Below are 25,610 nucleotides of genomic sequence, written 5' to 3'. Positions count from 1 at the left end.
AACGACATCCACACCCGGACATCCACACCCAGGAACACCGCACAGCAACGTACGACCCCACCGATCACCGGTCAACGACACCCCACAGCGGCAACCGCGTACACCGGCCCCCACAAGCACAGAAACCACCGGAGACGGCACACCGGAACCCGGGAGCGGGTGAAACGTTCAGGCGAGAACGAGGAAAGCAAGGGCGGCGGCAGCCGCGGGTGGGCTCGAAGGGCCCGAGCGCAGGCACGGCGTTTCACCGGCTACGCGCCGACGGAGACCTCGGCGCTCGACCCCAGGTCGACACGCTCACCGGGCTGCCGCCGCCACGCCTGCGCCGTCCCCTGCCGGGATCGATGGACCGGCAGGGGACGGCGACGGGCAACGGTCACCGCCACCCGCGCCGATGACGGCGCGAGACGGAGGAGAAAAGTGGGAGGACAACGCCCGCTCCTCCGGCCGCAGGAAGCGGGCGCCTCTCCAGATATGACATCTCCTGATTCTCCGGACAATGGGGGAATCACGAGTGAGGGCTCAAACGCTAACGGGCTAGGGACTCCAGGCCAGAAAGGATCGCTTACCGGTTAATAACGATCGGCCTACGACCCCGTCACGCACTGGCGATCAACAAGGCCCCATGGGTCAACTTCTCTGGAAACGGCCTGACGGGAGAGACATGTCCGGTTGGCACCACTCAGCTCCTCTTCCCCCTGTATGGCCGCCGGACCGGTTCGAGGTCCGCTCGATCCGGCCCGTCCCGGACGGCGAAGCGGCCGATCGCTATCACTTCCCGCAGACCGCCCACGAGGCCGCCACGCGCCTACGGGAAGTACGTTTCGCGACACAGATCCAGGTCGTCCGCATCATGGACGGAGTGACCCTCTTCGATCTGACCGCAGGGGTGGAGGTCCCTCTCGAACACTGGTGACCCTTAGAGCGCCTCGGCAGGCTGCGGCAAGATGGGTGCATGACGGCGAAGGACGGCGACGGCTGGGCCCTGTGCTCACTGGGACACCAGCACTGGGGGCTGTACGGCGCCGCCGGCCTGCTCACCGTGCACCACACGCTCGACGGCATGCCGTACGTGCTGATGCAGAAGCGTTCCTGGTGGAGCCATCACGGCGGGACGTGGGGCCTGCCGGGCGGCGCGCGTGACAGCCACGAGGACGCCATCGCCGGCGCGCTGCGAGAGGCCCGCGAGGAGGCGGCGCTCGACTCCGAGCTCGTCCGGGTGCGCGGGCTCTACGTCGACGACCACGGCGGCTGGTCGTTCCAGACGGTGATCGCGGAGGCCGAAGGGCTGCTCGACGCCTCGCCCGCCAACGGCGAGAGCGCGGACATGCGCTGGGTGGCGGCCGACGAGGTCCCGGCGAGGGAGCTGCACCCCGGCTTCGCCGAGTCGTGGCCGAGGATCAGGCCCGCGCTGAGCCCGGTGGTCGTCGTGCTCGACATGGCCAACATCATCGGCGCGCGGGCCGAGCACGGCTGGTGGAAGGACCGGGCGGGCGCCGCGAACCGCCTGCTCAACGAGCTGGTCCCGCTCTGCGAACAGGGCATCGGCGAGATGCCCGAAGGCGTGCCGGCCCTGACCCGGTGGTTCCCGCGCATGGTCGCGGTGCTCGAAGGGGCGGCGACCGGTGCCGCCGACTCCGGGCCGGTGACCGGGGACCTGACGGTCGTGGCGGCGGGAGGCAGCGGGGACGACGCGATCGTGGAGGCGGTGCGCGACATGCGGCCCTGGGAGACCACGCTCGTCGTCACCGCCGACCGCGGGCTGCGCGAGCGGGTGACGGCCCTCGGCGCCGTGGTCGCCGGTCCCCGCTGGCTGCTCAAGCAGCTCTGAGCTGAGACTTTTATACCATTCGTCCCATTTGGGCAGGATAAAGCATGTGATCCTGCTCTTCCGCCGACTGGCCGCCACCTGGACCGTGACCGTCCCGATCCTCGCCGTGGCAGTGCTCGCGCTGGCGTGGGGACGGACCATTCCTCTCGTCGTCGTGGTGATCGCGGCGCTGTTCCTCGCGGTCTCCGTGCTCGCGGCCGTGCACCACGCCGAGGTCATCGCCCATCGGGTGGGCGAGCCGTTCGGGTCGCTCGTGCTCGCCGTGGCGGTCACCGTGATCGAGGTGGCCCTGATCATCAGCCTCACCGCGTCCGGGGGCCCGGCCGCGTCGTCGCTCGCCCGCGACACCGTCTTCGCCGCCGTGATGCTCACCTGTAACGGGATCGTCGGCCTGTCGCTGCTGGTCGCGGCCCTGCGGCGGCGGGTGGCGGTGTTCAACGCGGAGGGGACGGGAGCCGCGCTGGCCACCGTCGCCACCCTGTCCACGTTGAGCCTCGTCCTGCCGACGTTCACCACGAGCAGCCCCGGCCCCGCCTTCGCCCCGGCCCAGCTCGCGTTCGCGGCGCTCGCCTCGATCGCGCTGTACGGCCTGTTCGTGCTCACCCAGACCGTGCGGCACCGCGACTACTTCCTGCCCGTGGAGACGGACGAGGATGGCGGAGAGGCCGCCGAACACGCCAGCCCGCCGAGCACGCGGGCCACCGTGGCCAGTCTGGCGCTGCTGCTGAGCGCGCTGGTCGCCGTGGTCGGCCTGGCGAAGGTCGAGTCTCCCGCGATCGAGACGGCCGTGAGCGCGGCGGGCCTCCCGCAGTCGGCCGTGGGCGTCGTGATCGCGCTGCTGGTGCTGCTGCCGGAGACCCTCGCGGCCGTGCGCGCGGCCCGGCGGGCCCGGGTGCAGGTCAGTATGAACCTCGCCTTCGGCTCGGCCATGGCCAGCATCGGGCTCACCATTCCGACGATCGCCGTCGCGTCGTTGTGGATGAAGGGCCCGCTGCTGCTCGGGCTCGGCCCGACGCACATCGTGCTGCTCGGCATCACCGTCGTCGTGGCGACGCTGACCGTGATGCCCGGCCGGGCCCACCTGCTGCAGGCGTGCGTGCACCTCACGCTGTGCGCCGCCTTCCTGCTCCTCGCGGCGAGCCCGTGAGCCCGTACGCCTGTGAGCCCGTACGCCTGTGAGCCCGTACGCCCGTGAGCCCGTACGCCTGCGAGCCGTACGCCCGTGAGCCCGTGAACAGCGGAGGGCATGTCCTCGAAGGCCGATCGAGCAGGTCTACCGTACGGGCGTGGTGGTCAGCACCCGGAGCAGGATGTCCACCACGTGCTCGGTGCGTTTGCCCACGAAGGCGGGGGTCCACGCGCGGTACCCCATGCCGGCGAGCATGGTCGCGTCGTGCTCGAGAGGGAAGAAGCACAGCGCCACGATGCTGATCAGCAACTGGTCGGGCTCGACTCCCGGACCGGGCGGCGGCGACAGCGCCGCGAGGAACCCGCGCACGCTGCTTTCGTAGGCGGCCGAATGGCGCGGCTCGGTCGCCCGGCCGCTGCGGGTCATCTCGAGGGCGTCGCGCGCCATCAGCTGCACGAACGTGGGGCGCGCGAGCAGGAACCGCAGATAACCGCCGACCAGCACCTCCAGCCCGCGGCGGAGCCCGTCCTCCTCCTTCAGCACGGCCGTCGCCGCCCTGCCCAGCTCCTCCAGCGCGCGGTTGCGCTCCTCGAACAGCCGGTCGATGACCGCCGCGTACAGGGTCGCCTTGTCGCCGAAGAAGTAGCCGGGCAGCGTGCCCGAGACCCCGGCCGCCTTGCCGATCGCGGCCATGCTCGCCCCGTCGTAGCCCTCCCTGGCGAAGACCTGCTCGGCCGCGTCCAGGATCGCCTGCCGGGACCGGTCGGGATCACGACGCCGCACCTTGCCGTCCACGGCCGACCCATCGCGATTCTTGACGGTCACCCGGGCTCTCCTTTCACAGCGGACGGGGGTGCGCGGCCTCGATCACCCTAACGTGCAGAATTTCCGACACAGCCGGTAGGCTATGTATGCTGTTCCTGTTCGAGCAAACAGGAACGGACTCCACTGCCGGACTCGCTCCGGTCAAAATCACTGATCAACCCAGATGATCACGACCTCACGAGCATGGCCGGCAGGCGTGACTACAACTATCAGACCGAACTGTTAGATCCTCGGAAGGGGACATGAGCGAGCGGCTCACCGGTTCCGGCCCCAGCGAGCGGGCACTGGGCGCACGCCTGACGCGGCTGGAGGACGCACGGCTCCTCGCCGGCGCGGGGAGGTTCCTCGCCGACGTCACCGTGCCGGGGATGACGCACGCGCACTTCCTCCGCTCGCCCCACGCGCACGCGAGGATCGTCTCCATCGACACCAGCGCGGCCCGGTCGCTGCCCGGGGTGCACGCGGTGCTCACCGCGGCCGAGCTTCCGCACCGGCCGCTGGTCGACTCCGTCGCCGTACCCGGGCTGGTGAAGACCCCGCAACCGGCCCTCGCCTCCGACCGGGTGCGCTACGTGGGAGAGCCGGTGGCGATCGTGCTCGCCGGCAGCAGGGCGGTGGCCGAGGACGCGGCGGAGCTGATCCGGGTCGGCTACGCGCCGCTGCCGGCCGCCACCGACCCGCTCGCCGGACAGCACGGCCGGGCCGAGCCGCTCTTCGAGGACATTCCCGGCAACGTGATCTACGCGGGCAGCCGGACGTACGGGAACGTGGACGACGCCTTCGCGTCCGCCGCACACGTCGTCACCGGGCGGTTCACCACCGGCCGCTTCATCGCCGCGCCGATGGAGACCCGCGGCTGCCTGGCGGACTACGACGCGGCCGGCGACCGGCTGACCGTGCACTGCTCCACCCAGTCGCCCCACCTGCTGCGGCGGAAGCTGGCGCACTGCCTGGAGATGGGCGAGGGCCGGATCAGGGTGCTCGTCCCCGACGTCGGCGGCGGCTTCGGCCAGAAGATCCCGGCGGCCCCCGAGGAGATCGCCGTCGCGCTGGCCGCGCGGGCCACCGGCCTTCCGGTGCGGTGGGTGGAGGACCGGCAGGAGAACATCACCGCCGCCCCGCACGCCAAGGACCAGATCGTCGACATGGAGCTGGCGCTGTCGGCGGACGGCGCGTTCGAGGCGGTCCGCGCACGGATCGTCGGCGACTGCGGGGCCTACTCCTTCAACAGCGCGAGCGCGCTCATCGAGTGCTACCTGTCGGCCGGGCTGCTGCCCGGGCCGTACCGGATCCGCAACGTGGCCTGGGAAGTCACCGCGGTGCTGACCAACAAGTCCCCGATCTCCCCGTATCGGGGGGTCGGCTGGACGGCGAGCCACTCCGCGCGGGAGGTCCTGATCGACCGGGCCGCCCGGCTGCTCGGCCGCGACCCGCTCGACCTGCGCAGGCAGAACCTCGTCCGGGAGTTCCCCTACACCTCGGCCACCGGGATGGACTACGACAGCGGGAGCTACGTCGAGTCCCTCGACAAGGCGGCCGGCCTGATCGGCTACACCGGCCTGGAGGAGCGCCGCGCGGCCGCCCGCGAGCGCGGCCGCTACCTGGGCGTCGGCGTCAGCCCGTACGTCGAGCCCAGCGGCTGGGGCACCGCAGGGGCGCTGCAGTCGTCGTGGTCCTTCGCCTCGCACGACCACGTGCGGGTCACCATGGAGCCGTCCGGCGAGGTGACCGTGGCGGTCGGCACGCCGTCCCAGGGGCAGGGGCACGCCACGGTGCTGGCCCAGGTGGTGGCCGACGTGCTGGGCGTCGACCCGGCGACGGTGACCGTGCTGGCCGACGACACCGCCGCCGTCCCGATCAGCACGGCGGGCACGAGGGCCAGCCGGACCGCCACGGTCATCGGCGGGGCGCTCACCCTGGCCGCCCGCGACCTGCGGGACAAGCTCGCCCGCCTCGCCGCCGGCCTGCTCGAGTGCGACCCCCGCGACCTGGAGTTCGACCAGGGGCACGTCCGGGTTCGCGGCGTGCCGGCACGGAGCGTGCCGCTGGCCGAGCTGGCCGGCCGGGCGCACTTCGATCCCGCCGTGCGCGAGCGCCTCCCCGAGCCCGACCTGGTCGCCAACCGGTTCTACGACCCCCCGGCCACCTACTCCAACGGCTGCGTGGCCGTGGTCGTCGAGGTCGATCCGCTCACCGGCGACGTGGCGGTGGTGGACGCCGCGGCCGTGGAGGACTGCGGCACGATGCTCAACCCCCTCATGGTCGAGGGCCAGGTCCTCGGCGCGTTCGTCCAGGGCGTCGGCGGCGCGCTGTACGAGCACGTCCCCTACACCGCCGACGGCGTGCCGCTGGCCACCTCGTTCTCCGACTACCTGCTGCCGACCGCCGCCGAGATCCCCCACGTACGGCTCGGGCACTGTTGCTCGCCGTCTCCGCTCACCGTCAACGGCAGCAAAGGAATGGGCGAATCCGGAGTGATCGCGACGCCGGCCGCCGTGGCCTGCGCCGTCGCCGACGCGCTCGCCCCCTTCGGCGTCGAGGTGGACCGCACCCCGCTGACGCCCGCCTACGTGTCCGGTCTGCTGCCCGGCCCCTTCTGATCCCCGACAAGGAGACAACGTTGTTCACGATCGAGCCCATGGTCGTCGCGTACGGACCACACAGGGAGAAGAGCCGCTTCACCTACATGCACAACGCGGGCGTGGCCATCGACATCCCGTACGTGTCCTGGCTGGTGCGCGGCAAGGACCTCAACGTGCTGATCGACGTGGGGTGCAGCGCCCGGGACTACGCCGAGCACATCCGGCCCAAGGACCGCCAGCTCGTGCACGTCGGCCAGGTCTTCGCCGACGTGGTCGACGTCAAGCCGATCACCGAGCACCTGCGCGACCGCGGCCTGGCCCCGCGCGACATCGACTTCGTCGTCCTGTCCCACCTGGACTGGGACCACTGCATGACGATGGACCCGTTCACGGAGAGCACCGTCTACGTGCAGCGCAGGGAGTGGGAGACCACCCCGTCGCACGAGATGTTCGCCACCTCGTTCGCCCCCAAGGAGCACTACGACAAGATCGCCGAGGGGAACCTGGAGCTCCTCGACGGCACGCACAAGATCGCCGAAGGGCTCGAGCTCATCCTGTCCCCCGGGCACACCTTCGGCGGCCAGTCCGCGATCGTCAAGACGAGCGAGGGCACCTTCGTCATCGCCGGCATGTGCGTGCTGAAGGAGAACTTCTACCCCACCGAAGAGCAGCAGGAGCACTTCAAGGTCATCCCGCCGGGCGGCCACACCGACCTGTTCGAGTCGTACGAGACGATGCTCAAGCTCAAGGAGATCGGCGGCGACAACGTGCTGCCGCTGCACATGTCCGAGGCCTGGGACATCACCCGCATCGGGTCCCCGATCGGAGCCTGACCCCCGATGAGACCCGCCGCCTTCGACTACGTGCGCCCGCGTTCGCTGGAGGAGACGCTCGCCCACCTCGCCGGGAATCGGCACGCCCGGGTGCTCGCCGGCGGGCAGAGCCTCGTGCCGCTGCTCAACCGGCGGGCGGCGCGCCCCGGGACGCTGGTCGACATCAACGCCGTCGCCGGCCTGGACGTCCTGCGGTGGGACGACGACGCGCTCCACATCGGCGCCACCGTACGGCAGCGCCGCGTGGAGCTGGACGCGGACGTGCGCGCCCGGATTCCGATCCTCTCCGAGGCGACGGCGTTGATCGGCAGGATCGCCATCCGCAACCGGGGCACGATCGTCGGCAGCCTGACGCACGCCGACCCGTCCGCGGAGCTGCCCGCGGTGGCCGTGGCCTGCCGGGCCGAGGTGAGCATCGCGTCCGCGGCCGGGCTCAGGACGTGTCCCGCCGGCGAGTTCTTCCTCGGGGCGAACCACACGTCGCTGGCCCTGGGCGAGATGGCGATCGGCGTGCGGTTCCCGCTCCCGCCGCCGCGCACCGGCCAGGCGTGGGTGGAGTACAGCCGCAGGCACGCGGACCTGCCGTTGGTGGGCGTCGCCTGCGAGCTGACGCTGACCGCTGGCGGCGTGATCGCGGACGCCGCCCTCGTCTGCGCCGGGGTCGGGCCGCGTCCGTGGCGCGTGCCCGCGGCGGCCTCGCTGATCGGCGCCGCTCCGGAGGCGTCTGCGGAGGCGTCCGCGGCGTCTCCCGAGGCGTTCCGGGCGGTGGCGAGGGCCGCCGCGGTCCAGTGCGAGCCGTACGGCGACGCCCGCACCGACGCCGCGCACCGGCGGCGGCTGGTGTACGCGCTGACGCTGCGGAGCCTGGAGACGGCCTGGTCCCGGGCGGGTGAGCAGCGGTGACCACCGGTCCCGGGGAGCGTGACGAGCGGATTCTCGTCCGGCTGCGCGTCAACGGCGTGGAGCACGCCGTACGGGCCGAGCCGCGCGAGAGCCTCGCCGAGCTGCTGCGCGAGAAGCTGCGGCTCACCGGCACGCATGTCGGATGCGAGCAGGGGGTGTGCGGCGCGTGCACGGTCCTGCTCGACGGCGCGTCGGTGCGGTCCTGCCTGCTGCTGGCCGTCCAGGCGGATGGGCACGAGGTCACCACCGTGGAGGGCCTCGCCTCCGGCGCTTCGGCCTCCCATCCGCTGCGGCGCGCCTTCACCGACAACCACGCCCTGCAGTGCGGGTTCTGCACCCCCGGGGTGCTGATGACGGCGTACGAGCTGCTCAGCACCCGGCGGGGGCTGTCCGAGCGCGACATCCGCGTCGCGCTGTCCGGCAACCTCTGCCGGTGCACCGGCTACCAGGGCATCATCGCCGCCGTACGGCAGGCGGACGAGCAGTGGGAACGCGACGTTCCCGATCAACAGCACACCGATCGGCAGCACTAGGAGAAACATGAAGACAAGGCATGGGCTCGCCGCCGCACTCTCCACCGCGGTCCTGGTGGCCGGCTGCTCGGCCGGCGCGGACTCCGGCGGCGGCGAAGCAAAGACGATCAAGGTCGGCACGCTGTTCTCGGTGACGGGCCCGGCGGCGAACGTCGGCGACAAGATGCGCAAGGGCATCGAGCTCGCCATCGACCAGATCAACCAGCGGGGCGGCATCGACGGCAAGAAGATCGAGTGGAAGTTCTACGACCCGGCCGGCGACACGGCGACGGCGGTGTCGCAGACCCGCAAGCTGCTGACCAGTGACAAGGTCGACGTCGTGGTCGGCGGCGGCAGCGCCAGCGGCATCGCGCTGGCCATGGCGCAGCTCACCGAACCGGCGAAGAAGCTGTTCGTCGCCACCGAGGGCGCCCGCAACATCGTGCAGCCGGAAAGCGCGCACGCGCTGACGTTCAAGGCGACCTTCAACGACACCGTCGTCATCCAGAAGATCATCGAGTTCTGGAAGGCCAAGGGCGTCTCGCGGGTCGCGATGCTGCCCGACACCACGGGCTTCGGGCAGTCGGCGCTGGAGGTGGCCAAGCAGGAGGTCCCCGCGGCCGGCATCAAGATGGACGTCGCGTCCTTCGACACGGGCACCAACGACTTCACCCCCACGCTCGGCAAGCTCGCGGCCGGCAAGCCCCAGGCCTACCTCGCCTGGACCACCGACAGCTCGGGCGTCGCCTTCATCAAGAACGCGCGGGCGCTGGTGCGCGACGACTCGGTGCTGATCCAGCACGGCCACGGCTTCGTGGACGACAGGTACATGCGGCAGGCGGGGGAGGCGAGCGTCGGCACCGTGCTGGCCTCCCCCAAGCTCCCCGTCTACGACCTGCTGCCCGACTCCGACCCGCAGAAGAAGACGATCGGCGACTTCGTCACGGCCTACCAGGCGAAGTACCAGGAGCAGCCCAACGTCTACGCGGGCCAGGCGTACGACGCCATGATGATCACCGCCGAGGCCATCGAGAAGGCGGGCACCACCGACGGCCCGGCGCTGGCCAAGGCGCTGGAGAACCTGGGCGAGTACGTCGGCCTCACCGGCGTGTTCCGGTACAGCGCCCAGGACCACAGCGGCCTCGCCTCCGACGGCGTGACGATGATCAAGTGGGACGGCACGCGCTTCGTGCCCGCCGGGAGCTAGGTCGTGTCCGGCGTGGTTCGCCCGAGCGGAGACCTGGCGGGGGGCCGGACGACCCGGCCCCCGCTCTCCCGCGCCGGGTGGGAGGCCCGGTGGGAGGCCCGGTGGGAGGCCCGGTGACCCTGCTGCTCCAGGTCCTGTTCGCCGGGCTCAGCGTGGGCGCGGTGTACGCGCTGGTGGCCGTGGGCTTCGGCGTGGTCGCCAACGGCACCGGCGCGGTGAACTTCGTGCAGGGCGAGTTCGTCATGCTGGGCGGCGTCATGGCCGGGATCGTCAACGAGTGGCTGCGACCGCCGCTGGTCGTGAGCCTGCTCGCCGCCCTGGCCGTCGGAGTGGCGGCCGGCCTGCTGACGGAGCTGGCGGCCGGTCGTTTCTCCCGCTCCCACAACGCCGACGTGATCACCCTCGCGACGATCGGGCTGACGTTGGTGATCAAAGCGGTGGTCCTGCTGGCCACCGGCGCGCGCACCTACCAGCTTCCCCACTTCCTCGGGGAGGCGCCGCTGCACGTCGCCGGAGCGGTCGTCGACACCCAGGCGCTGTGGAACCTCGCGGTCGTCGTGGTGGTCGCCGCGGCGCTGTCGGCGTTCTTCCGGCGCACCCGCCGGGGCACGATCCTGCGGGCCGCCGCCGACGACCCCGAGATGGTCGCCTCCCTTGGCGTGCCGTTCCGTACGACCGCCCGCTGGGCGTTCGTGCTCGCCGGGGTGCTGGGCGCGCTCGCCGGGGTCGGCCTCGCACCGCTGTCGGTGATGTCCTACGACTCGGGGACCCTGCTCGGGCTCAAGGGGTTCGCCGCCGCGATGCTCGGCGGGCTGGGCAACCTCTACGGCGCCCTGGCCGGCGGGCTGCTGCTCGGGCTGACCGAGGCCGTGGTCGCCGGGTACGGCTCGGCCACCTACAGCGACGCGGTCGCGTTCGTCGTCCTGCTGATCGTGCTGTTCACCCGGCCCACCGGCCTGTTCGCGCAGCGGAAGGCGGTGCGCGTCTGATGGCCGTCTCGCGTGTCCTGTCGCCGCCGGTGGCGACCGGCGTCCTGCTCGTGGCCCTCCCCCTGGTGTTCGTCTCCGACTACGCGCACTCGGTGCTGGTGCAGTTCTGCGTCATGCTGCTCCTGCTCACGGGGCTCGACTTCATCAACGGCCACGCCCGGATGATCTCCCTGGCGCAGGCGGGCCTCTACGGCCTCGGCGCCTACACGGCGGGCATCCTCAGCGCGCGCTCGATCCTGCCGCCGGTCCTGGCCTTCGTGTGCGCGCCGCTGCTGGTCACCGTGGTCGCGCTGCTGATCGGGTCGGCGTCGCTGCGGCTGCGGGCCACGTACTTCACGATGGCCACCCTCGCGGCGGGCTACGTGCTCTATCTGCTGTTCGGCCGGCTGACCTGGCTGACCGGCGGGCCCAACGGCCTGCTCGGCATCCCGCCGCTCGGCGAGGCCGTGAGCGGGACCACCGCGATGTACGTCCTGGCCGCCGCGCTCGCCTTCCTCGGCGTGCTCGTGGCGCACAACGTGGCGTCCTCGCGGGCGGGCCGGGCGCTGCGGGCGCTCGGGTCCTCCGAGCCCGCCGCCGTGGCGAGCGGGGTGCCCGCCTACCGGCTGAGGCTGTTCGCCTTCGGCCTCAGCGGCTGCTACGCGGGGGTGGCCGGAGCCCTGCAGACGTTCCACGACACCTTCGTCAGCCCCTCGTCCTTCGGCTTCTTCACAGCGGTGCTGTTCGTCGTGGGCCTGACCGTCGGCGGCGCGGGCCGTCCCACCGGCCCGCTGATCGGCGCGGCGCTGCTGACCGGCCTGTCCCAGCTCGGCACCGAATACGCCGGGTTTGAGTCGCTGATCGTGGGCGTGGTGTTCCTGGTGGCCGTCCAGGCGTTCCCCGACGGCGTCGGCGGCCTGACCGCGCGCCTGGCGCCGAGGAGGGCCCGATGAGCGAAGGACTGGTGATCACGGGGGTCTCCAAGAGCTTCGGCGGGGTCAGCGTGCTGAACGACGTCAGCCTGACCGTGCGGCCGGCCATGGTGACCGCGTTGATCGGCCCCAACGGAGCCGGCAAGAGCACCCTGGCCAACATCGTCTCCGGCTTCGAACGCCCCGACCGGGGCAGGATCGAGGTGGCCGGCCGCGACCTCACCGGACAGCGTCCCGAGCTGCGCGCCTCGGCGGGCCTGGCCCGCACCTTCCAGAACCTGGAGATCTTCAAGGGCCTCACGGTGCTGGAGAACGTCATGATGGGCGCGTACGGCCGGGGCGGCAGCGGGCTGGTCGGCGCCCTGCTCGCGCCGCCGGGCGCGCGGCGGGAGGAACGGCGGCTGCGCACGGCCGCCCGCGAGCTGCTGGAGCGGTTCGGCCTGGCCGACTCGGCCGACGTGCCGGTGGAGTCCCTGCCCTTCGGCCAGGCCAAGCTCCTGGAGCTGGCCAGGGTACTCGCCCTCGACCCCCACGTGGTCGTGCTCGACGAGCCGGCCGCCGGGCTGCCCGCGACCAGCGCGCGGATGGTGGGCGAGCAGGTGACCCGCATGGCGCGGGCGGGCGTGGCCGTGCTGCTCATCGAGCACAACATGCAGCTCGTCATGGAGGTCTCCGACCACATCGCGGTGCTCGACCACGGCGAGCTGCTGACGGCGGGCGACCCGGCGGAGGTACGCGCCGATCCCCGCGTCATCGAGGCGTACCTGGGAGAGGGGACACCATGACGGCCGCGCTCACCATCCGCGACCTGCGTGTCGCCTACGGCCGCATCGAGGTGGTCCACGGCGTCTCGTTCGAGGCCGCCACCGGCCGGGTCACCTGCCTGCTGGGAGCCAACGGCGCGGGCAAGACCACCACCATCCGGGGCCTGCTCGGGCTGCAGGCGGACCGCTCCGGCGTGGTGAAGGTCGGCGACACCGACGTGAGCAGGCACGAGGCGCACAAGATGGCCGGGTTCGGCATCGCGTACGTGCCCGAGGGGCGGCGCGTCTTCGCCCGGCTGTCGGTCCGCGACAACCTGCGCATGGGAGCGGCGACCCGCCCCCGGAGCTGGCGGAGCGACGACGAGCTGGACCGGGTGCTCGGCACCTTCCCGGAGCTCGCCGGCCGGCTGGACGCCCCGGCCGGGCTGCTGTCCGGCGGCCAGCAGCAGATGCTCGCCATCGGCCGGGCGCTCATGGCCCGGCCGACCCTGCTCATCCTCGACGAGCCGTCGATGGGCCTGTCGCCCAAGCTCGTCACGCGGATCTACCAGGCGCTGGCCCGGCTGCGCGACGAGGGCCACACCATCCTGCTGGTCGAGCAGAACGCCAAGCTCGCGCTGGACCTCGCCGACCACGCCTACGTGCTGGAGACCGGCCGCATCGCCGAATCCGGCCCGGCCGCCGACCTGTCCTCCTCCACTCGCGTCCGCGACATCTATCTCGGCACAAAGGAGCAATCATGACGTTCATCGGCACCGCCGAGCTCGCGGCCCGGCTGACCGACCCGGGTGTCCGGATCGTCGACGTACGGTGGCGGCTCGACGACCCGGAGGCGGGTGCGCGCGCCTACGCGGACGGCCACATCCCCGGCGCTGTCTACCTGAGCTGGCTGCGCGACCTGTCGGACGAGGACGACCCGGTCGAGGGCCAGCTCGCCACGCCGGAGGCGTTCGCCCGCGTGCTCGGGGCCGCGGGCATCGGGCCGGACACGACCGTGGTCGCCTACGACGACGGCACGATCTACATGGCGGCACGGCTGGTGTGGGCGCTTCGCCAGTACGGGCACGCCGACGCCCACGTCCTCGACGGCGGGCTGCCCGCGTGGCTGCGCGAGGACCGGCCGGTCACCGCCGAGGTGCCCGCGCCCGAGCCTCGTACGTACCCCGTGCCCGGACCCCGGGACCTGCGGGTCACCAAGCACGACGTGCTCGCGGCCCTCGGCACGGGGGACGTCACGATCGCCGACTGCCGGATGGACGAGACCTACCGGGCGGCCGGCGCCCACATCCCCGGCGCGGTCAGGTTCCCGGCGCCGGCCCTCTTCGCCGAAGGCGGCCTCCTGCGCGCCCCGTCCGAGATCGCGGAGCTCGCCGAGCGGGCCGGCATCGTACGGGACCGGCCCACGATCCTCTACTGCGGCGGCGGGGTCTCCGCCAGCGCCGCCTTCCTGGCCCTCCGCGAGATCGGGTTCGATCGGCTCACCGTCTACGACGGCTCGTGGTCGGAGTGGAGCGCCGATCCCGCCACTCCGAAGGAGAGCCACTCCGCCTGATCGCGAGGTCCGTACGGCCGGGGCAGGACAACGCCGCGGCGGCGTTCTCACCGCGTGGTGAGTCCTCGAAGGTCCCCGGTGCGGTCAGCCGGGCCCGACGACCGGGCGGTGCGGGCGTACGCCGGCCTTCCGTACGGGCAGGCGGTAGGTCTCGCCGCGCATGAGGTAGTGGACCATGTGCGACAGCCCCGCTCGCCGGACGTGCTGCTGGAAGTCCTTGAGCGGGGAGGCGAACGCCGCGTAGTCGTCGTAGTGGACGGGCAGGGCCGACTCCGGCTGCATCAGCCCGAGCCACTCCACCCCCTGGGCGCCGTCCATGGTCACGGTGACGCCGAGGATCCGCGTGCCGCCGAGGTGCAGGATGCCGACGTCGATGTCGGGGAAGCGGCGCGGGATCTCCGACAGGCACTCGTCCATGATCGTGTCGCCGCTGATGTGCAGGCGCAGATCGACCTCGCCCGCGTGCGCGAAGTCGAGCACACTTCCCATCACCGGCGGCATCATCGAGTTCACCGGGCCCGGCGCGTGCCGGGCGGGCGTGGCCGTCACGGTGAGCGTGCCGTCCCCGTGGCGCTCGTGGTGATACTCCCACGGCTCCAGGCCGATGGCGCGGACGAAACCCTGGCGGCGCAGCCGGGCCGCCGCGTGTCGGGTGGTGACGATCGGCAGGTCCTTGTCGAGGCCTTTCCTGGCGATCCTGTCCCAGTGGTCGCCGTGCATGTGCGACAGCACGACCAGGTCCAGCGGCGGGAGCTCCGTGATCTCCATCGCCGGCTCCGTACGGCGACGGGTGCTCAGCCCCCAGCCGAGATGGGCCCGCTGCCCCTGGTGCAGGAAGTTCGGATCCGTCAGCACGGTGAAACCGTGAGAACGGATGATCATGGTGGCGTTTCCCACGAAGAACACGGTCGCGTCCGCTGGATCGGGCATGACGCCTCCCCTCTCCCAGGCTTCCAGGCTACGTAAACCACCACAAATCACCCGAAAGCGGGGTGAGGTTAGCTAGTCGATGTCGAGCGAGAATCCGAGCTGGCAGTACAGCTCCAGCAGGTCGAAATAGTGCCGATGGGTGGCCACGAGGCCGTTCTTCGTGTGGAACACCCCGCAGCCGCGCAGGGTGATCCGCCGGCCGCTCGCGTCCGCGACGACGTCCGGCAGCGCGATGGTGCCGGTGTGCGTGCCCGTCATCATCCACTCGTTGAAGCCGGGCTCGGTGTACTCCACCCTGTTCCAGACCGTCATGGCCAGGTCGACGAAGCCCCCGAACAGGTCCTTCCAGTAGCCGATGATCCGATCGCGCCCCTCGCACATGCTCAGAGGGGTGACCAGGACGGCATGCCGGTCGTAGCACGCCGCCAGCCGGTCGAGGTCATGCGCGTTCACCGCGTCCAGCACGCGGTCGGCGAGCTGTCGGCCGTAAGGCATGACGGATCACTCCCCCAGGGCCCCAGGGCGTACACCCCACGGTAACCCCGCCTTGGCAAAGGCCGTCCGCAGGGGACGCAACGCCGCCGGACGCGGCACCTGGCCTCACGCGGGCCGGGCCCGTACGGCACGGGCCAGGGCGACGGCGCTCACCGCGCCGGCGGCCGCGGCCAGCGCCAGCCACCAGGCGGTCGCGCCCATGGCCTCCGGACGCGGCGGATCGGCCAGGGCGAGGAACACCGCACCGAACACCGCAACCCCGCTGAGCTGGCCGAACTGCATGGTCGTCGTCAGCAGGCCACTCGCGTCGGCGGCGCGGGCGGGCGGCACGTGGACCAGGGCGTGGGTGAGCAGGCTGGTCGAGACGCCCAGCCCCGCGCCGAGCACCACCAGCGCGGCCCACATCACCGGGTCGCCGGTCGCCGAGACGGCCAGGGCCGCGGTGCCGACGACGCTGAGCGCCAGCCCGGCCGGTGGCAGCAGGTGGTGGATCCGCCCCGGAAGCCTGCGCCAGTGAAAACTGCCCAGCCCGAACGCCGCGGCCATGGGCAGGAACGTGAGCCCGGCACGCAGCGGGCTCTCCCCGAGCACGCCCTGCAGATGCAGGGCGAAGGTGAACAGGAACCCGCCATAGGCGACCATCAGGGCCAGCAGCGTCGTCAGCCCCGAGGGCATGCCGGTCGCCCGCAGCACGTCCAGGTTCAGCAGCGGGTCGCCGCCGCGGGCCGCCGTACGGCGCTGCGCCACGACGAACACGGCGGCGAGCACCACCCCCGCGGCCATCGACGCGTACGTCCACAGGGGCCACCCGGCCTCCCGGCCCAGCACGAGCGGGAGCACGACCAGCAGCGTGGCGGGCAGCGCGAGCGCGAGGCCCCGCAGGTCGAGCCGGCGCGAGCCGCGCGGCCGGTCCGGCGGCGCGTCCGCGGGCACCAGCCGGGGCACCACGACCGTCAGCACGACGCCCACGGGCACGTTCACGAGGAACACCGGCCGCCAGCCGGTGCCGGCCAGGTCGGCGCCGACCAGCACCCCGCCCAGCGCCAGCCCGACGACCGAACCGGCCGAGAGCACCGCGGTGTACGCGCTCAGCGCGGTGGCCCTGGCCCTGCCCGTGAACCTGGTCTGGATCACACTCATGATCTGCGGGACCATGACCGCCGCCGCGGCCCCCTGGACGAACCTGAAGACGATCAGCGTCCCGGCATCGGGCGCGAGCCCGCACAGCAGCGAGCCCCCGGTGAATCCGGCGACCCCGATCACGTACATGCGGCGCCTGCCGTACAGCTCGCCGAGCCGGGCGCCGGTGATGAGCAGGGTCGCGTACGCGATGATGTAGCCGCCCACGACCAGTTGCAGCGCGGCGCCGGACGCCCCCAGGTCGGCGCCGATCCTGGGGATCGCCACGTTGACGATGTAGAGGTCCAGCAGCCCCATGAACTGGCCGGCGAGCAGCACCGCCAGCATCGGCCAGGGCCGCCCGGCACGGGGCGGCGCGGGGCGGACGGTATGGCTGGTTGTCACGTCGTGTCCTTCCGCAGTGGGTTCGCCGGTACCTACCGGGGCCGGCCGGAAAACTCATCGGCGACCGATGAGTCCGGCGCGGCGAGGCGGTAGATACCGGTGACGGCCACGCGACGCGGGAGAACACATGTGGAGTGACGAGGAGTTCGAGCAGATCACCGGGCCCTACCGGCGTGAGCTGATGACGCACTGCTATCGGATGCTCGGCTCGGTGCACGACGCGGAGGACCTGCTGCAGGAGGTCATGCTGCGGGCGTGGCGGGCGTCCGGCGACTACGACGAGCGGCGGGCCTCCCCGCGCACCTGGCTCTACCGCATCGCGACGAACGCCTGCCTCACGGCGCTCGAACAGCGCGGGCGCAGGGCCCTGCCGTCCGGCCTCACCGGCCCGAGCGACGACCCGGAGGCGGGACCGCAGCGGCGGCTGCCCGAGGTGACCTGGCTGGAGCCCGTTCCCGACGCGCTGGTGGACCCCGCCGCGCTCGTCGCGTCGCGGGGCGGGGTCCGGCTGGCGTTCGTCGCGGCCCTGCAGCATCTGCCGCCACGGCAGCGGGCGGTGCTCATCCTGCGCGAGGTGCTGGCCTGGCGGGCGAGCGAGGTCGCCGGCCTGCTGGAGACCTCGGTCGCCGCGGTCAACAGCGCCCTGCAGCGCGCCCGCGCCCAGCTCGACCGGGTGGCGCCCGCCGAGGACGACCTGGTCGAGCCGGACGACCCGGCCTGCCGCGACCTGCTCGACCGCTACGTCGCGGCGTTCGAGAAGGCCGACGTCGAGGCCCTGGAGCGGCTGCTGCGGGAGGACGCCGTGCTGGAGATGCCGCCGTTCCTGTCGTGGTTCGCCGGGCGGGAGATGTTCGGCGACTTCATCCGCTGGGTCTGCGCCGCCCGGGGCCCCTGGCGGATGGTGCCGACCCGCGCCAACGGACAGCCTGCGCTCGCGGCCTACGTGGACGGCGGCGACGGCGTCTTCCGGGCCCACTCGCTCCAGGTGCTCACGATCTACGGGGACCGCGTCGCGCGCAACGTCGTGTTCGGCGACCCCGCCCTGTTCGCCGTCTTCTCGCTGCCGCCCATGGTCTAGCGACGTCTCCCGAGGCAGGAGAGGAGCGCCTCGCGCATCTCGGATCGGGTCCTGATCCGTGCCGCGATGACGCCGTCGGGACGGACGAGCAGTGCGCCCGGGTCCCACACCGCGTCCCACCGTTCGCGGTGGGCGGGGTCGACGACGCCGGGGTCGACGGGAACTGCGGCCACGGGAACGGCGGCGACGAGCTCACGGAGCTCATCGAGGCGGGCCGCGAGATCGCGGACGACCGGCTCCGTGCTGCGGCCGACGAGGCTGAAGCGGGTGGGATCGAGGAGGTCGAGCGTGCTGCGGCCGTCGCCGAGGCGCACATGCGGCATCCGGGTGCCCGGCCGGCCACTCGGCCGGGCGGGGTCCTCGACCGGGGCGCCGCCGTCGTGCCCGTAGTCGTGCCCGTATCGGAAGCCGAGCGCGAGCGCGACGGCGTCGATCTGCTCCGGTGGCGGCGCCTGTCCGGGCCTCTTGCGGGAACGCAGGAGCGCCTGGGCGACGGTCAGCTCGGCGATCGGCCGCCGTTCCGGCTCGTAGGTGTCCAGCAGCGTCTCGGCTGCATCGCCACGGCACACGGCGGCGATCTTCCAGGCGAGGTTGTGGGCGTCCTGCACTCCGGTGTTGCCGCCGAAGCCGCCGTAGGGCGGCATCACGTGGATCGCGTCTCCGACGAGGAACACCGGGCCTGCGCGGAAACGGCCGGCGACGTAGGCGCCGGTCGTCCACCGCGCGGTGTCCTCCATCACCGGACGCAGGTGGGGCAGGCCCGTCGCCGCCCGGATGACCTCGACGAGCCGGTCGTCCAGCTCGCCGGGCTCCAGCGCAGCCCATCCCGGCCGGAGGTAGGTGCCGAGCTGCCAGGAACGGTCGTCCTTGGTGCCGCGGGCGAACAGGAACGCGCCGGCGTCGCGACACATGATCGCGTTGACCTCCCGCCCGCGCAGGGCCGGTGCCAGATCGGCGCGGAAGACCACGCTGACCGACTCCCCCTTGATCTCCTCGCCGCGCAGCGCGATGCCGAGCCGGGCGCGGATGCCGCTGCGGGCGCCGTCCGCGGCGACGAGGAACCGGGCGCGTACGAACCTCTCCTCGCCGTCCTCCCCACGCAAACCGACCGTCACCTGGTCGGCGGTGATGTCCGTCAGGACGGCCGTGGTGCGGAACCGGACCTCCGCTCCCAGCTCTCGCGCGCGTCGCAGCAGGATCGGTTCGAGACGCTGCTGGTCGCACGAGTACGGCACGGTGGGGCTCAGGCCCGCCGCCTCGACCTCGTCGGCCGGGGGCGCGATCCACGTTGCCCACTCTCCCGCCAGGGTCTCGGCGTTCTCGAACCCGCTGTTCGCCTCGCCCGCCGCGCGGACCTCCGCCTCGATGCCCAGGGTGCGATAAAGCTCCATCGACCGGACGTTCACCAGCCGCGCCTTCGGATGCACCGAGGTGCCCGGGTGCCGGTCGACGGCCAGCACCCGCCCCCCCTGCCGGGCCAGGAACGCGGTCGCCGCCAGGCCCGCCAGGCCCGCGCCCACGACGATCACATCGACGTCGCTCATGACGACGTCCGCCACGCGTTCGGCTTGCGCTCCGTGGCCGGGCGGGCGGGCGCGTCCGAGGCGAGCGAGGTCACCAGACGGTCGAGCTGGTCGGCGAAACGGCGGATCTCCTCCGGCTCCCAGCCGGTGAGATGCGCCGAAAACCGTGCGGTCATCTCGTCCCGGAACCGCTCACGCTCCCGGCGCCCGGCGTCGGTCACCTCGATCGCGTACGACCGTCCGTCCGAGGCGTCACCGACGCGACGCACGAACCCGAGCCGTTCCAGCTCCGCGACCGCCCGCGTCACCGACTGCGGCGGAACATCCAGCTCCGCCGCCGCCGCGCTCGGCCGCACACCGCCCTGCGCCGCGAGATTCAACAGGCCGAGAGCCACGGGCCCCGGTTCGGAGGCCGCCGCAGCTCGCCGCTGTATCTGGGCCGCCCGATGCAACGCCCGTACGATCGTCCAGACCGAACTAGTTACTTCCATGAAGGAAGTATATGCCGCGACGGGATCGGGCCACCGGCCCTGTCAGCCGGTCTGGCCAAGGAAGGCCGTGACCTCGCTCTAACCGAGGAAGGCCGTGACCTCGCGGACGAAGGCGTCGGGGGCGGTCTCGTGCACCAGATGCCCGGCCGGGATCGTGACGTGCACGGCGCCGGGGATGCGGCGGGCCATCTCGGCGACCCGGTCCTGCGGGATGTGGCTGTCCGGCCCGCCGCCGATCACGAGCGTGCGGGCGGTGATCCGGCCCAGCCGCTCCAGCCAGGCCGGGTCGGGCTCGTCGATCTGCGGCCTGATCGCCTCGACCATGGCCCAGTCGAACGACAGCGGCCCCTCCGGCCGTACGAGCGGGGGCGGGACACGCGGCACCGGGAGCGGGACGTCCTCAAGGACCAGCGTGCCCACCCGGCCCGGCCGCTCCGCCGCGAGCAGGTAGGCGACGACGCCGCCCATGGAGTGCCCGATCACGTCGACCGGGTCGAGCGACAGCGCGTCGAGGAAGGCGAGGACGTCGTCGCGCATGAGTTCCAGGCCGTAGTCCCCCGGCCAGTCGCTGGCGCCGTGACCGCGCAGGTCCAGGGCATACACGTGCCGGCCGACGGCCAGCGCGCCGGCCACGCCGTCCCAGCCGGCCATGCCCTCGCCCAGACCGTGCAGCAGGATCAGCGGCGGGGCGCCGTCCGGACCGTACGTCCGGTACGCGATCCCGATGCCGTTGGCCTTCACCCTCGCGCTCGCCACTTTGCGACGATAACCCCCGGTAAACCCCTATGGGAGCAACGGGCACAGCAAGTAACATGTCGCCGAAAACGGGATCACCGTTGATCGTCGGCCGATCCCGCATGCCGGGTGGCCGGAAGGCTGCTCGTACGCGGGAGGTCAGGTGTCCGCACTGCGGCGCGAGTTCTGGGCGCCGGTCGCGCTTTCCTACATCACCTTCGTCCTCGTCGGCCTGAGCTCCGGCGTGGGCGGGGTGCTGCTGCCGGCGCAGATCGACGACTACGGCCTCGACAAGGCCACGATCGGCACCCAGTTCTTCGCCTTCTCCGCCGGGTTCATGCTGTCGGGCTCGACCGCGGGCCCGCTGATCCACCGCCTCGGGATCCGGGCCTCGCTCATCCTCGGCGGTGGCACGTTCGCGCTGGCCGGTCTCCTCACCGCCGTACGCCCGCCGTTCCTGGCCTTCCTGGTGATCCAGATCGTGGCCGGATATGGCACCGGCATCTTCGAATCGGTGCTGAACGCCTACCTGACCGACCTGCCCGGGGCGACGACGCTGCTCAACCGCCTGCACGCGTTCTTCGGCGTCGGCGCGCTGCTCGGGCCGCTGCTGGCCACGTGGATCCTGACCTTCCTGCCCTGGACGGCCGTGTGGCTGGTGCTGGCCCTGGTCTGCCTGCCGCTGCTGATCGGCTTCTATCTGACCCTGCCCGCCCGCGAGGCCCCGCCGCCCGCGACCGCCGAGGAGCACGCGGAGCGCTCCGGCCTGCTGGCCACCGCCTCACGGCAGCCCGCCGTCCTGCTGGGCGCGGTGTTCCTCGCCGTGTACGTCGGCCTGGAGATCAGCGTCGGCAACTGGGGATTCAGCTTCCTGGTCGACGAGCACGGGCAGAGCGGCCTGCTGGCCGGATACACCGTCTCCGGGTATTGGCTCGGGCTCACCCTGGGCCGCTTCCTGATCAGCCCGATCGCCACCCGGCTCGGCATGACCGCGACCGGGATGACCTTCCTCTGCCTGGCCGGGGTCACGCTCAGCACGACGCTGGCCTGGCTCGTGCCGGGCGCCGTGATGGCCAGCGTCAGCTTCGTGCTGCTCGGCTTCTGGCTCGGGCCGATCTTCCCCACGACGATGGCCGTGGCGCCCCGGCTCACCGTGGCCCGGCTGGTGCCCACCGCCATCGGGCTGATCAACGGGGTGTCGGTGATCGGCGGCGCGGTGTTCCCGTGGCTCGCCGGGGCGATCGCCCAGGGCATCGGCGCCTGGACGCTGCCGCCCTTCGCCGTGGCGCTGGCCCTGCTCCAACTGGTCATCTGGTGGCTGGTGACCACCCGCATGACCCCGGCCGCGAGCACCGCCGCCTCCTCCTCTAGCTAGCGCCGGCGGCGGGACCTGGTCAGTTCGAACGCCGCGACCGTGGCGAGGCCATAGCCGAGGTGGGGGACCAGGTCGGACATCCAGCCGCCGACGCCCCACTCACGCGGGTCGGTGAGCCCGAGCGCGGTCATCGGCGCGCTGCCCGCGACCGCCGCCGCCATGCCCACCCCGGTCGCCGCGGCCGGGAGGCTGACCCTCCGCCGTACGGCGTGGCGGAACAGGCCGTAGGCGAGGCCCACACCGACGCCGGTGAGGATGCCGAGCATGGGCCCGAGCCCCTGCTCCCGGTTGCGGGCGTCCTCCTCCTCGCCGAGGCCGACGTGGAGCCGCTCGCTGACGGCGCCGGCCGCCTGCTCCGGCAGCGAGCTCGCCGGACGGGCGCGCACCGCCATGTCCAGATAGGTGATCGCGTTGAGCACGGTCGTCCCGGCCGCTCCCGCGACCGCTCCCGCCGCCATGTCTCGATAAATGCTCATAGCGGTCGCCTAACCGGGCCGGGCCGCCCCAAACGGCACGCGCCCGCGCGACGTTCAAGGGGCGATATAGGCTCGTCCGGGTGACGGTAAACGACACTCCGGGGGACGGAATGGACCGACAGCTCACCCTCATGGCCGTGCACGCGCACCCCGACGACGAGGTGATCGGCACCGGCGGGATCCTCGCGAAATACACCGCCGAAGGGATCCGTACGGTCCTGGTGACGTGCACCAACGGCGAGCAGGGGGACGGCCCGGGCGGGGTGAAGCCGGGCGAGCCCGGTCACGACGATGCCGCCGTCGCCGAGCGGCGGCTGGCCGAGCTGCACGAGTCGATCGCCCACCTGGGGATCGACCACCTGGAACTGCTGGGCTACCGCGACTCCGGCATGGACGGCTGGGAGGGCAACGGCCACGCCGACGCGTTCGCGAACGTCCCGGTCGAGACGGCCGCCGCCAGGCTCGCCACGCTGATGGAGCACTACCGCCCTCAGGTCGTCGTCACCTATGACGAGAACGGCAACTACGGGCACCCCGACCACATCCAGGCCCACCGCATCGCGGTCGCGGCGGCCGAGAAGACCGGCATTCCGGACAAGTTCTACTATGCCGCCGTGCCGCGTGAGGGCATCCGGCAGATGTTCGAGTTCATGCGGGCCAACGGCATGGCGCCGGACGACTTCGAGCTCCCCGACGACTTCGGCACGCCCGACGAGCTCATCACCAGCGTCGTGGACGTCTCGCCGTACGTGGAGAACAAGCTGAAGGCGCTGGCGGCCCACGCGAGCCAGGGCGACAACATCCCCTTCCTGAAGATGCCGCCGGAGGCCCAGCACCAGGCGTTCTCACGCGAGTACTTCATCCGGACGACGTCCCGGGTGGCCGCCCCCGCCAAGGAGGACGACCTGTTCGCCGGCCTGCGCTGACCTCTCCTCCGGGAGAGGCGCCGGCAGGAGGGCAGGCGGGGGACGGCAGGAAGGACGAGCTCCATCACGGCGCGTCTCGCGCCGTGGCCGGCAGCGTGCGCGCGAGCCAGCCGGTGAGGAGTTCCTTGACCACGGGTTCGTGACGTTCGTCGCCTTGCTGCTGGCCGACTTCGACCGTCACCTCACGCGCGACGACATCGACCTCGGCCGCGACGGCGTGGGATTCCGGCAGGTGGCCCGCGCCGGGCCGCACCCGGCGTCTCCTGTCCACCATCGTCATGCCGACCTGAAACGTCCGTCGCAAGTGCCCGTCAAGCCCGCCACACGACAAACACAAGATCGCGGCAAGACCGTCTCTCTAGCGTCGTCGGCGCAAGGACAAGCCTGACGAACAAGGAGAGGCAACATGCGCAAGCTCACGCGAACGGGCGCGATCGCGGCGATGGCCGCGGCCGCGCTCGCGGTTTCCGTCGCCCCGGCGTTCGCCGAGGACACGGTGGTCAGGACGAACTCGACCTCCGTCGCGCCGGGATTCTCGTCCTACGTCTCGGTGATCTGCCCGTCGACGAAGCCGTACCCGGTGACGACCCGGACCACGTCCATCATCCAGGACACCTACGACGGGCCTTTGCTGGACTACAAGGCCATCACCGTGAACGGGCGCGAGGTGAAGGTGTCGTTCAGCAACTCCCAGTCGAAGACGGACCCGCACAGGATGCGCATCTCCGTGAAGATCGACGTGGTCTGCTCGAACGTGCAGCACGAACCCATGACCGGCTTCGAGTTCATGCAACGTACGACGTTGCCGCCGGGCGGCGACGCCCTGCTCACGGTGGCCTGCCCGCCCACCCACCCGCACCTCACCGGTGTCGACCAGCGGCACCCCGCCGGCGTCAGCATCGTCGATTTCTATCCCGAGCCGCACTCATTCACGGTCGCGTATCAGAACGACGACTTCATGGCCGAGAACTGGGCCGAACTGTGGGCCACCTGCTCCGCCTAGAGCTGTGCGCGGACCAGCTCCGCACCTGATCCGGCGAACAGGACCGGCACGTCAGGATCCGGCCTGGAGGAGGCGCCGGCCCAGGGCTTCGGCGGCCTCGCGCAGTTCGGGTGACCCGACAATGCGGAAGGGCGCCCGGATCGCGGTGAGCTGCCGGACGTACCAGCCCGGTTCGTCCGTGCTGCCCACCAGGCGCGTGGTGGTCGCGTCGATCGGCTCGCGGCGGCCCAGGCTGCGCGGGATCCACTCGGCCACGGCCTCGGCGGGCGCGTCGACGACGACCTCCACCTGGTGCCGCCACCCCGCCGACAGATGGTCTTCCAGCATCTCCGCCGGATCGAGATCGGCCGGAGGGCCGGCCGGCACGTCGAGCACCTCGACGTCCGCCACCTTGTCCACCCGCAGCACCCTGCGGGCGTTCTTCGTGTGCGACCAGCACAGCAGATACCACCGGCCGCGGCGTACGACGACGGCCCACGGATCGACCTCCATGACCCGCTCGTCTCCCGGGCGGATGCGATATCCGAGCCGCAGCCGGCGGCGCCCCGCGCAGGCCTGGACGAGGGCGGCGGTGGTCTCCGGGCTGGGCGGTCTGGCCCCGGGCTCGGGGTGTCTCGTGCTCAGGCTCCGTACGGCCGCGGCCAGCCCTGCGACCGCCTCGGGAACCACCCGCAGGATCTTGCCGAGCGCGCCGCCCACGGGATCGGCCGGGTCCGCCGAGTCGTGGTGACCGTCGAGCACGGCCATCACCAGCCCGAGCGCCTCGGCCTGCGTGAACATCAGGGGCGGCAGCCGGAGCCCCCGGCCGATGCGGTATCCCCCGTAGGGGCCGCGTTCGGACTCGACGGGGATGCCCGCCTCACGCAGGATGCCGACGTAACGCCGGGCGGCCCGCTCCGAGACGCCGAGCCGCCCGGCCAGCCGTTCCGCCGTGATGCCGGGGCTGCTCTGGATCAGTTCGAGGAGCAGGAGCGCCCGCGCCGTCGGGCTCTCGTCGTGCGTCATTCGGCACACCC

The 25,610-nt window shown here is 72.0% G+C and carries 27 protein-coding genes; 17 read left to right on the top strand and 10 right to left on the bottom strand.

Going from position 1 to position 25,610, the window contains the following annotated elements:
- Positions 1-664: 664 nt before the first annotated feature.
- From FLV34_RS41900 to FLV34_RS34075, 3 genes are read left to right on the top strand one after another with little or no spacing between them, the layout of a single operon-like run.
- Complete coding sequence (locus FLV34_RS41900) at positions 665-916, top strand: hypothetical protein (RefSeq protein ID WP_142650227.1); 252 nt, start codon at positions 665-667, stop codon at positions 914-916.
- Positions 917-955: 39 nt separating this feature from the next.
- Positions 956-1,831 carry an NUDIX hydrolase gene (locus tag FLV34_RS34080; protein ID WP_142650226.1) on the top strand — a complete coding sequence of 292 codons (876 nt, stop codon included), beginning with the start codon at positions 956-958 and terminating at the stop codon, positions 1,829-1,831.
- A gap of 46 nt (positions 1,832-1,877) precedes the next feature.
- A complete protein-coding gene (locus FLV34_RS34075; RefSeq protein ID WP_142650225.1) occupies positions 1,878-2,978 on the top strand; it encodes a calcium:proton antiporter in 1,101 nt (366 codons plus the stop codon).
- Between the two features lie 126 nt (positions 2,979-3,104).
- Here FLV34_RS34075 and FLV34_RS34070 read toward each other — a convergent pair whose 3' ends face one another.
- Positions 3,105-3,785 carry a TetR/AcrR family transcriptional regulator gene (locus FLV34_RS34070; RefSeq protein ID WP_142650224.1) on the bottom strand — a complete coding sequence of 227 codons (681 nt, stop codon included), beginning with the start codon at positions 3,783-3,785 and terminating at the stop codon, positions 3,105-3,107.
- A 242-nt stretch (positions 3,786-4,027) separates the two neighbouring features.
- On the opposite strand from FLV34_RS34070, the gene FLV34_RS34065 reads away from it, so the two are divergent.
- From FLV34_RS34065 to FLV34_RS34020, 10 genes are all read left to right on the top strand, one after another.
- A complete protein-coding gene (locus FLV34_RS34065) occupies positions 4,028-6,385 on the top strand; it encodes a xanthine dehydrogenase family protein molybdopterin-binding subunit (protein ID WP_147945057.1) in 2,358 nt (785 codons plus the stop codon).
- A gap of 20 nt (positions 6,386-6,405) precedes the next feature.
- Positions 6,406-7,200: an N-acyl homoserine lactonase family protein gene (locus tag FLV34_RS34060; protein ID WP_142650222.1), complete on the top strand. Its 795-nt coding sequence runs from the start codon at positions 6,406-6,408 to the stop codon at positions 7,198-7,200.
- Positions 7,201-7,206: 6 nt separating this feature from the next.
- Positions 7,207-8,103 carry a xanthine dehydrogenase family protein subunit M gene (locus FLV34_RS34055; protein ID WP_142650221.1) on the top strand — a complete coding sequence of 299 codons (897 nt, stop codon included), beginning with the start codon at positions 7,207-7,209 and terminating at the stop codon, positions 8,101-8,103.
- The gene (locus FLV34_RS34050; protein ID WP_147945056.1) at positions 8,100-8,636 is read left to right on the top strand and encodes a (2Fe-2S)-binding protein; all 537 of its coding nucleotides are present in this window, start codon (positions 8,100-8,102) and stop codon (positions 8,634-8,636) included. Before FLV34_RS34055 ends, FLV34_RS34050 begins: the two co-directional genes overlap by 4 nt.
- Positions 8,637-8,643: 7 nt before the next feature.
- Entirely contained in the window at positions 8,644-9,822 is a 1,179-nt protein-coding gene (locus tag FLV34_RS34045; protein WP_147945055.1) for an ABC transporter substrate-binding protein, read from the top strand.
- A gap of 113 nt (positions 9,823-9,935) precedes the next feature.
- Positions 9,936-10,811 carry a branched-chain amino acid ABC transporter permease gene (locus FLV34_RS34040; RefSeq protein ID WP_168066303.1) on the top strand — a complete coding sequence of 292 codons (876 nt, stop codon included), beginning with the start codon at positions 9,936-9,938 and terminating at the stop codon, positions 10,809-10,811.
- Positions 10,811-11,743: a branched-chain amino acid ABC transporter permease gene (locus FLV34_RS34035; RefSeq protein WP_142650217.1), complete on the top strand. Its 933-nt coding sequence runs from the start codon at positions 10,811-10,813 to the stop codon at positions 11,741-11,743. Before FLV34_RS34040 ends, FLV34_RS34035 begins: the two co-directional genes overlap by 1 nt.
- On the top strand, positions 11,740-12,507 hold the full coding sequence (locus FLV34_RS34030; RefSeq protein WP_147945053.1) for an ABC transporter ATP-binding protein: 768 nt from the start codon (positions 11,740-11,742) through the stop codon (positions 12,505-12,507). Before FLV34_RS34035 ends, FLV34_RS34030 begins: the two co-directional genes overlap by 4 nt.
- On the top strand, positions 12,504-13,229 hold the full coding sequence (locus FLV34_RS34025) for an ABC transporter ATP-binding protein (RefSeq protein ID WP_142650215.1): 726 nt from the start codon (positions 12,504-12,506) through the stop codon (positions 13,227-13,229). Before FLV34_RS34030 ends, FLV34_RS34025 begins: the two co-directional genes overlap by 4 nt.
- Positions 13,226-14,038, top strand: a complete 813-nt coding sequence (locus tag FLV34_RS34020; protein ID WP_142650214.1) for a sulfurtransferase — start codon at positions 13,226-13,228, stop codon at positions 14,036-14,038. Before FLV34_RS34025 ends, FLV34_RS34020 begins: the two co-directional genes overlap by 4 nt.
- A gap of 84 nt (positions 14,039-14,122) precedes the next feature.
- Here the strand turns inward: FLV34_RS34020 and FLV34_RS34015 are convergent, their stop codons facing one another.
- The 3 genes from FLV34_RS34015 to FLV34_RS34005 all read right to left on the bottom strand — a co-directional run bounded on the left by FLV34_RS34015 (position 14,123) and on the right by FLV34_RS34005 (position 16,987).
- Positions 14,123-14,968 (bottom strand): MBL fold metallo-hydrolase, encoded by an 846-nt coding sequence (locus tag FLV34_RS34015; RefSeq protein WP_142650213.1) that lies wholly within the window; start codon positions 14,966-14,968, stop codon positions 14,123-14,125.
- Positions 14,969-15,040: 72 nt separating this feature from the next.
- Positions 15,041-15,463: a nuclear transport factor 2 family protein gene (locus FLV34_RS34010; RefSeq protein ID WP_147945052.1), complete on the bottom strand. Its 423-nt coding sequence runs from the start codon at positions 15,461-15,463 to the stop codon at positions 15,041-15,043.
- A 105-nt stretch (positions 15,464-15,568) separates the two neighbouring features.
- Entirely contained in the window at positions 15,569-16,987 is a 1,419-nt protein-coding gene (locus FLV34_RS34005; RefSeq protein ID WP_222709723.1) for an MFS transporter, read from the bottom strand.
- Between the two features lie 127 nt (positions 16,988-17,114).
- Between FLV34_RS34005 and FLV34_RS34000 the strand changes: the two genes are divergently transcribed.
- Entirely contained in the window at positions 17,115-18,065 is a 951-nt protein-coding gene (locus tag FLV34_RS34000) for a sigma-70 family RNA polymerase sigma factor (RefSeq protein WP_142650211.1), read from the top strand.
- Here FLV34_RS34000 and FLV34_RS33995 read toward each other — a convergent pair.
- The 3 genes from FLV34_RS33995 to FLV34_RS33985 all read right to left on the bottom strand — a co-directional run bounded on the left by FLV34_RS33995 (position 18,062) and on the right by FLV34_RS33985 (position 20,835).
- Entirely contained in the window at positions 18,062-19,609 is a 1,548-nt protein-coding gene (locus tag FLV34_RS33995; RefSeq protein ID WP_147945051.1) for an FAD-dependent monooxygenase, read from the bottom strand. The two genes, FLV34_RS34000 and FLV34_RS33995, sit on opposite strands and share 4 nt — an antisense overlap.
- The gene (locus FLV34_RS33990; protein ID WP_147945050.1) at positions 19,606-20,079 is read right to left on the bottom strand and encodes a MarR family winged helix-turn-helix transcriptional regulator; all 474 of its coding nucleotides are present in this window, start codon (positions 20,077-20,079) and stop codon (positions 19,606-19,608) included. The genes FLV34_RS33995 and FLV34_RS33990 overlap by 4 nt, the downstream gene beginning before the upstream one ends.
- Positions 20,080-20,157: 78 nt before the next feature.
- A complete protein-coding gene (locus FLV34_RS33985; RefSeq protein WP_222709722.1) occupies positions 20,158-20,835 on the bottom strand; it encodes an alpha/beta fold hydrolase in 678 nt (225 codons plus the stop codon).
- Positions 20,836-20,977: 142 nt separating this feature from the next.
- Here FLV34_RS33985 and FLV34_RS33980 point away from each other — a divergent pair, with 142 nt between their 5' ends.
- Positions 20,978-22,189 (top strand): sugar MFS transporter, encoded by a 1,212-nt coding sequence (locus FLV34_RS33980; protein WP_222709721.1) that lies wholly within the window; start codon positions 20,978-20,980, stop codon positions 22,187-22,189.
- On the opposite strand, the gene FLV34_RS33975 is transcribed toward FLV34_RS33980, so the two are convergent.
- Entirely contained in the window at positions 22,186-22,665 is a 480-nt protein-coding gene (locus tag FLV34_RS33975) for a hypothetical protein (protein ID WP_261986003.1), read from the bottom strand. The genes FLV34_RS33980 and FLV34_RS33975 overlap by 4 nt on opposite strands.
- Before the next feature lie 80 nt (positions 22,666-22,745).
- On the opposite strand from FLV34_RS33975, the gene FLV34_RS33970 reads away from it, so the two are divergent.
- A complete protein-coding gene (locus FLV34_RS33970) occupies positions 22,746-23,591 on the top strand; it encodes a PIG-L family deacetylase (protein ID WP_261986002.1) in 846 nt (281 codons plus the stop codon).
- A gap of 64 nt (positions 23,592-23,655) precedes the next feature.
- Here the strand turns inward: FLV34_RS33970 and FLV34_RS33965 are convergent, their stop codons facing one another.
- The gene (locus FLV34_RS33965) at positions 23,656-23,871 is read right to left on the bottom strand and encodes a hypothetical protein (RefSeq protein WP_147945049.1); all 216 of its coding nucleotides are present in this window, start codon (positions 23,869-23,871) and stop codon (positions 23,656-23,658) included.
- Positions 23,872-23,997: 126 nt separating this feature from the next.
- Between FLV34_RS33965 and FLV34_RS33960 the strand changes: the two genes are divergently transcribed.
- On the top strand, positions 23,998-24,594 hold the full coding sequence (locus tag FLV34_RS33960) for a hypothetical protein (RefSeq protein WP_147945048.1): 597 nt from the start codon (positions 23,998-24,000) through the stop codon (positions 24,592-24,594).
- A gap of 51 nt (positions 24,595-24,645) precedes the next feature.
- Here the strand turns inward: FLV34_RS33960 and FLV34_RS33955 are convergent, their stop codons facing one another.
- Entirely contained in the window at positions 24,646-25,599 is a 954-nt protein-coding gene (locus FLV34_RS33955) for a YafY family protein (RefSeq protein WP_147945047.1), read from the bottom strand.
- Positions 25,600-25,610 lie beyond the last annotated feature (11 nt).

This window comes from Microbispora sp. CSR-4, from assembly GCF_008033685.1.
Lineage (GTDB): Bacteria > Actinomycetota > Actinomycetes > Streptosporangiales > Streptosporangiaceae > Microbispora.
Note: the sequence above shows the minus strand (reverse complement) of the source record. Positions and strands in the feature narration are given on the sequence as shown.

Excerpts from the sequence above, each read along its gene's own strand:
- FLV34_RS41900 (WP_142650227.1), top strand. The coding sequence starts at position 665 with ATGTCCGGTTGGCACCACTCAGCTCCTCTTCCCCCTGTATGGCCGCCG.
- FLV34_RS34080 (WP_142650226.1), top strand. The coding sequence starts at position 956 with ATGACGGCGAAGGACGGCGACGGCTGGGCCCTGTGCTCACTGGGACAC.
- FLV34_RS34065 (WP_147945057.1), top strand. The coding sequence starts at position 4,028 with ATGAGCGAGCGGCTCACCGGTTCCGGCCCCAGCGAGCGGGCACTGGGC.
- FLV34_RS34055 (WP_142650221.1), top strand. The coding sequence starts at position 7,207 with ATGAGACCCGCCGCCTTCGACTACGTGCGCCCGCGTTCGCTGGAGGAG.
- FLV34_RS34045 (WP_147945055.1), top strand. The coding sequence starts at position 8,644 with ATGAAGACAAGGCATGGGCTCGCCGCCGCACTCTCCACCGCGGTCCTG.
- FLV34_RS34035 (WP_142650217.1), top strand. The coding sequence starts at position 10,811 with ATGGCCGTCTCGCGTGTCCTGTCGCCGCCGGTGGCGACCGGCGTCCTG.
- FLV34_RS34030 (WP_147945053.1), top strand. The coding sequence starts at position 11,740 with ATGAGCGAAGGACTGGTGATCACGGGGGTCTCCAAGAGCTTCGGCGGG.
- FLV34_RS34025 (WP_142650215.1), top strand. The coding sequence starts at position 12,504 with ATGACGGCCGCGCTCACCATCCGCGACCTGCGTGTCGCCTACGGCCGC.
- FLV34_RS34020 (WP_142650214.1), top strand. The coding sequence starts at position 13,226 with ATGACGTTCATCGGCACCGCCGAGCTCGCGGCCCGGCTGACCGACCCG.
- FLV34_RS34015 (WP_142650213.1), bottom strand. The coding sequence starts at position 14,968 with ATGCCCGATCCAGCGGACGCGACCGTGTTCTTCGTGGGAAACGCCACC.
- FLV34_RS34010 (WP_147945052.1), bottom strand. The coding sequence starts at position 15,463 with ATGCCTTACGGCCGACAGCTCGCCGACCGCGTGCTGGACGCGGTGAAC.
- FLV34_RS34000 (WP_142650211.1), top strand. The coding sequence starts at position 17,115 with ATGTGGAGTGACGAGGAGTTCGAGCAGATCACCGGGCCCTACCGGCGT.
- FLV34_RS33995 (WP_147945051.1), bottom strand. The coding sequence starts at position 19,609 with ATGAGCGACGTCGATGTGATCGTCGTGGGCGCGGGCCTGGCGGGCCTG.
- FLV34_RS33990 (WP_147945050.1), bottom strand. The coding sequence starts at position 20,079 with ATGGAAGTAACTAGTTCGGTCTGGACGATCGTACGGGCGTTGCATCGG.
- FLV34_RS33975 (WP_261986003.1), bottom strand. The coding sequence starts at position 22,665 with ATGAGCATTTATCGAGACATGGCGGCGGGAGCGGTCGCGGGAGCGGCC.
- FLV34_RS33965 (WP_147945049.1), bottom strand. The coding sequence starts at position 23,871 with ATGACGATGGTGGACAGGAGACGCCGGGTGCGGCCCGGCGCGGGCCAC.
- FLV34_RS33960 (WP_147945048.1), top strand. The coding sequence starts at position 23,998 with ATGCGCAAGCTCACGCGAACGGGCGCGATCGCGGCGATGGCCGCGGCC.
- FLV34_RS33955 (WP_147945047.1), bottom strand. The coding sequence starts at position 25,599 with ATGACGCACGACGAGAGCCCGACGGCGCGGGCGCTCCTGCTCCTCGAA.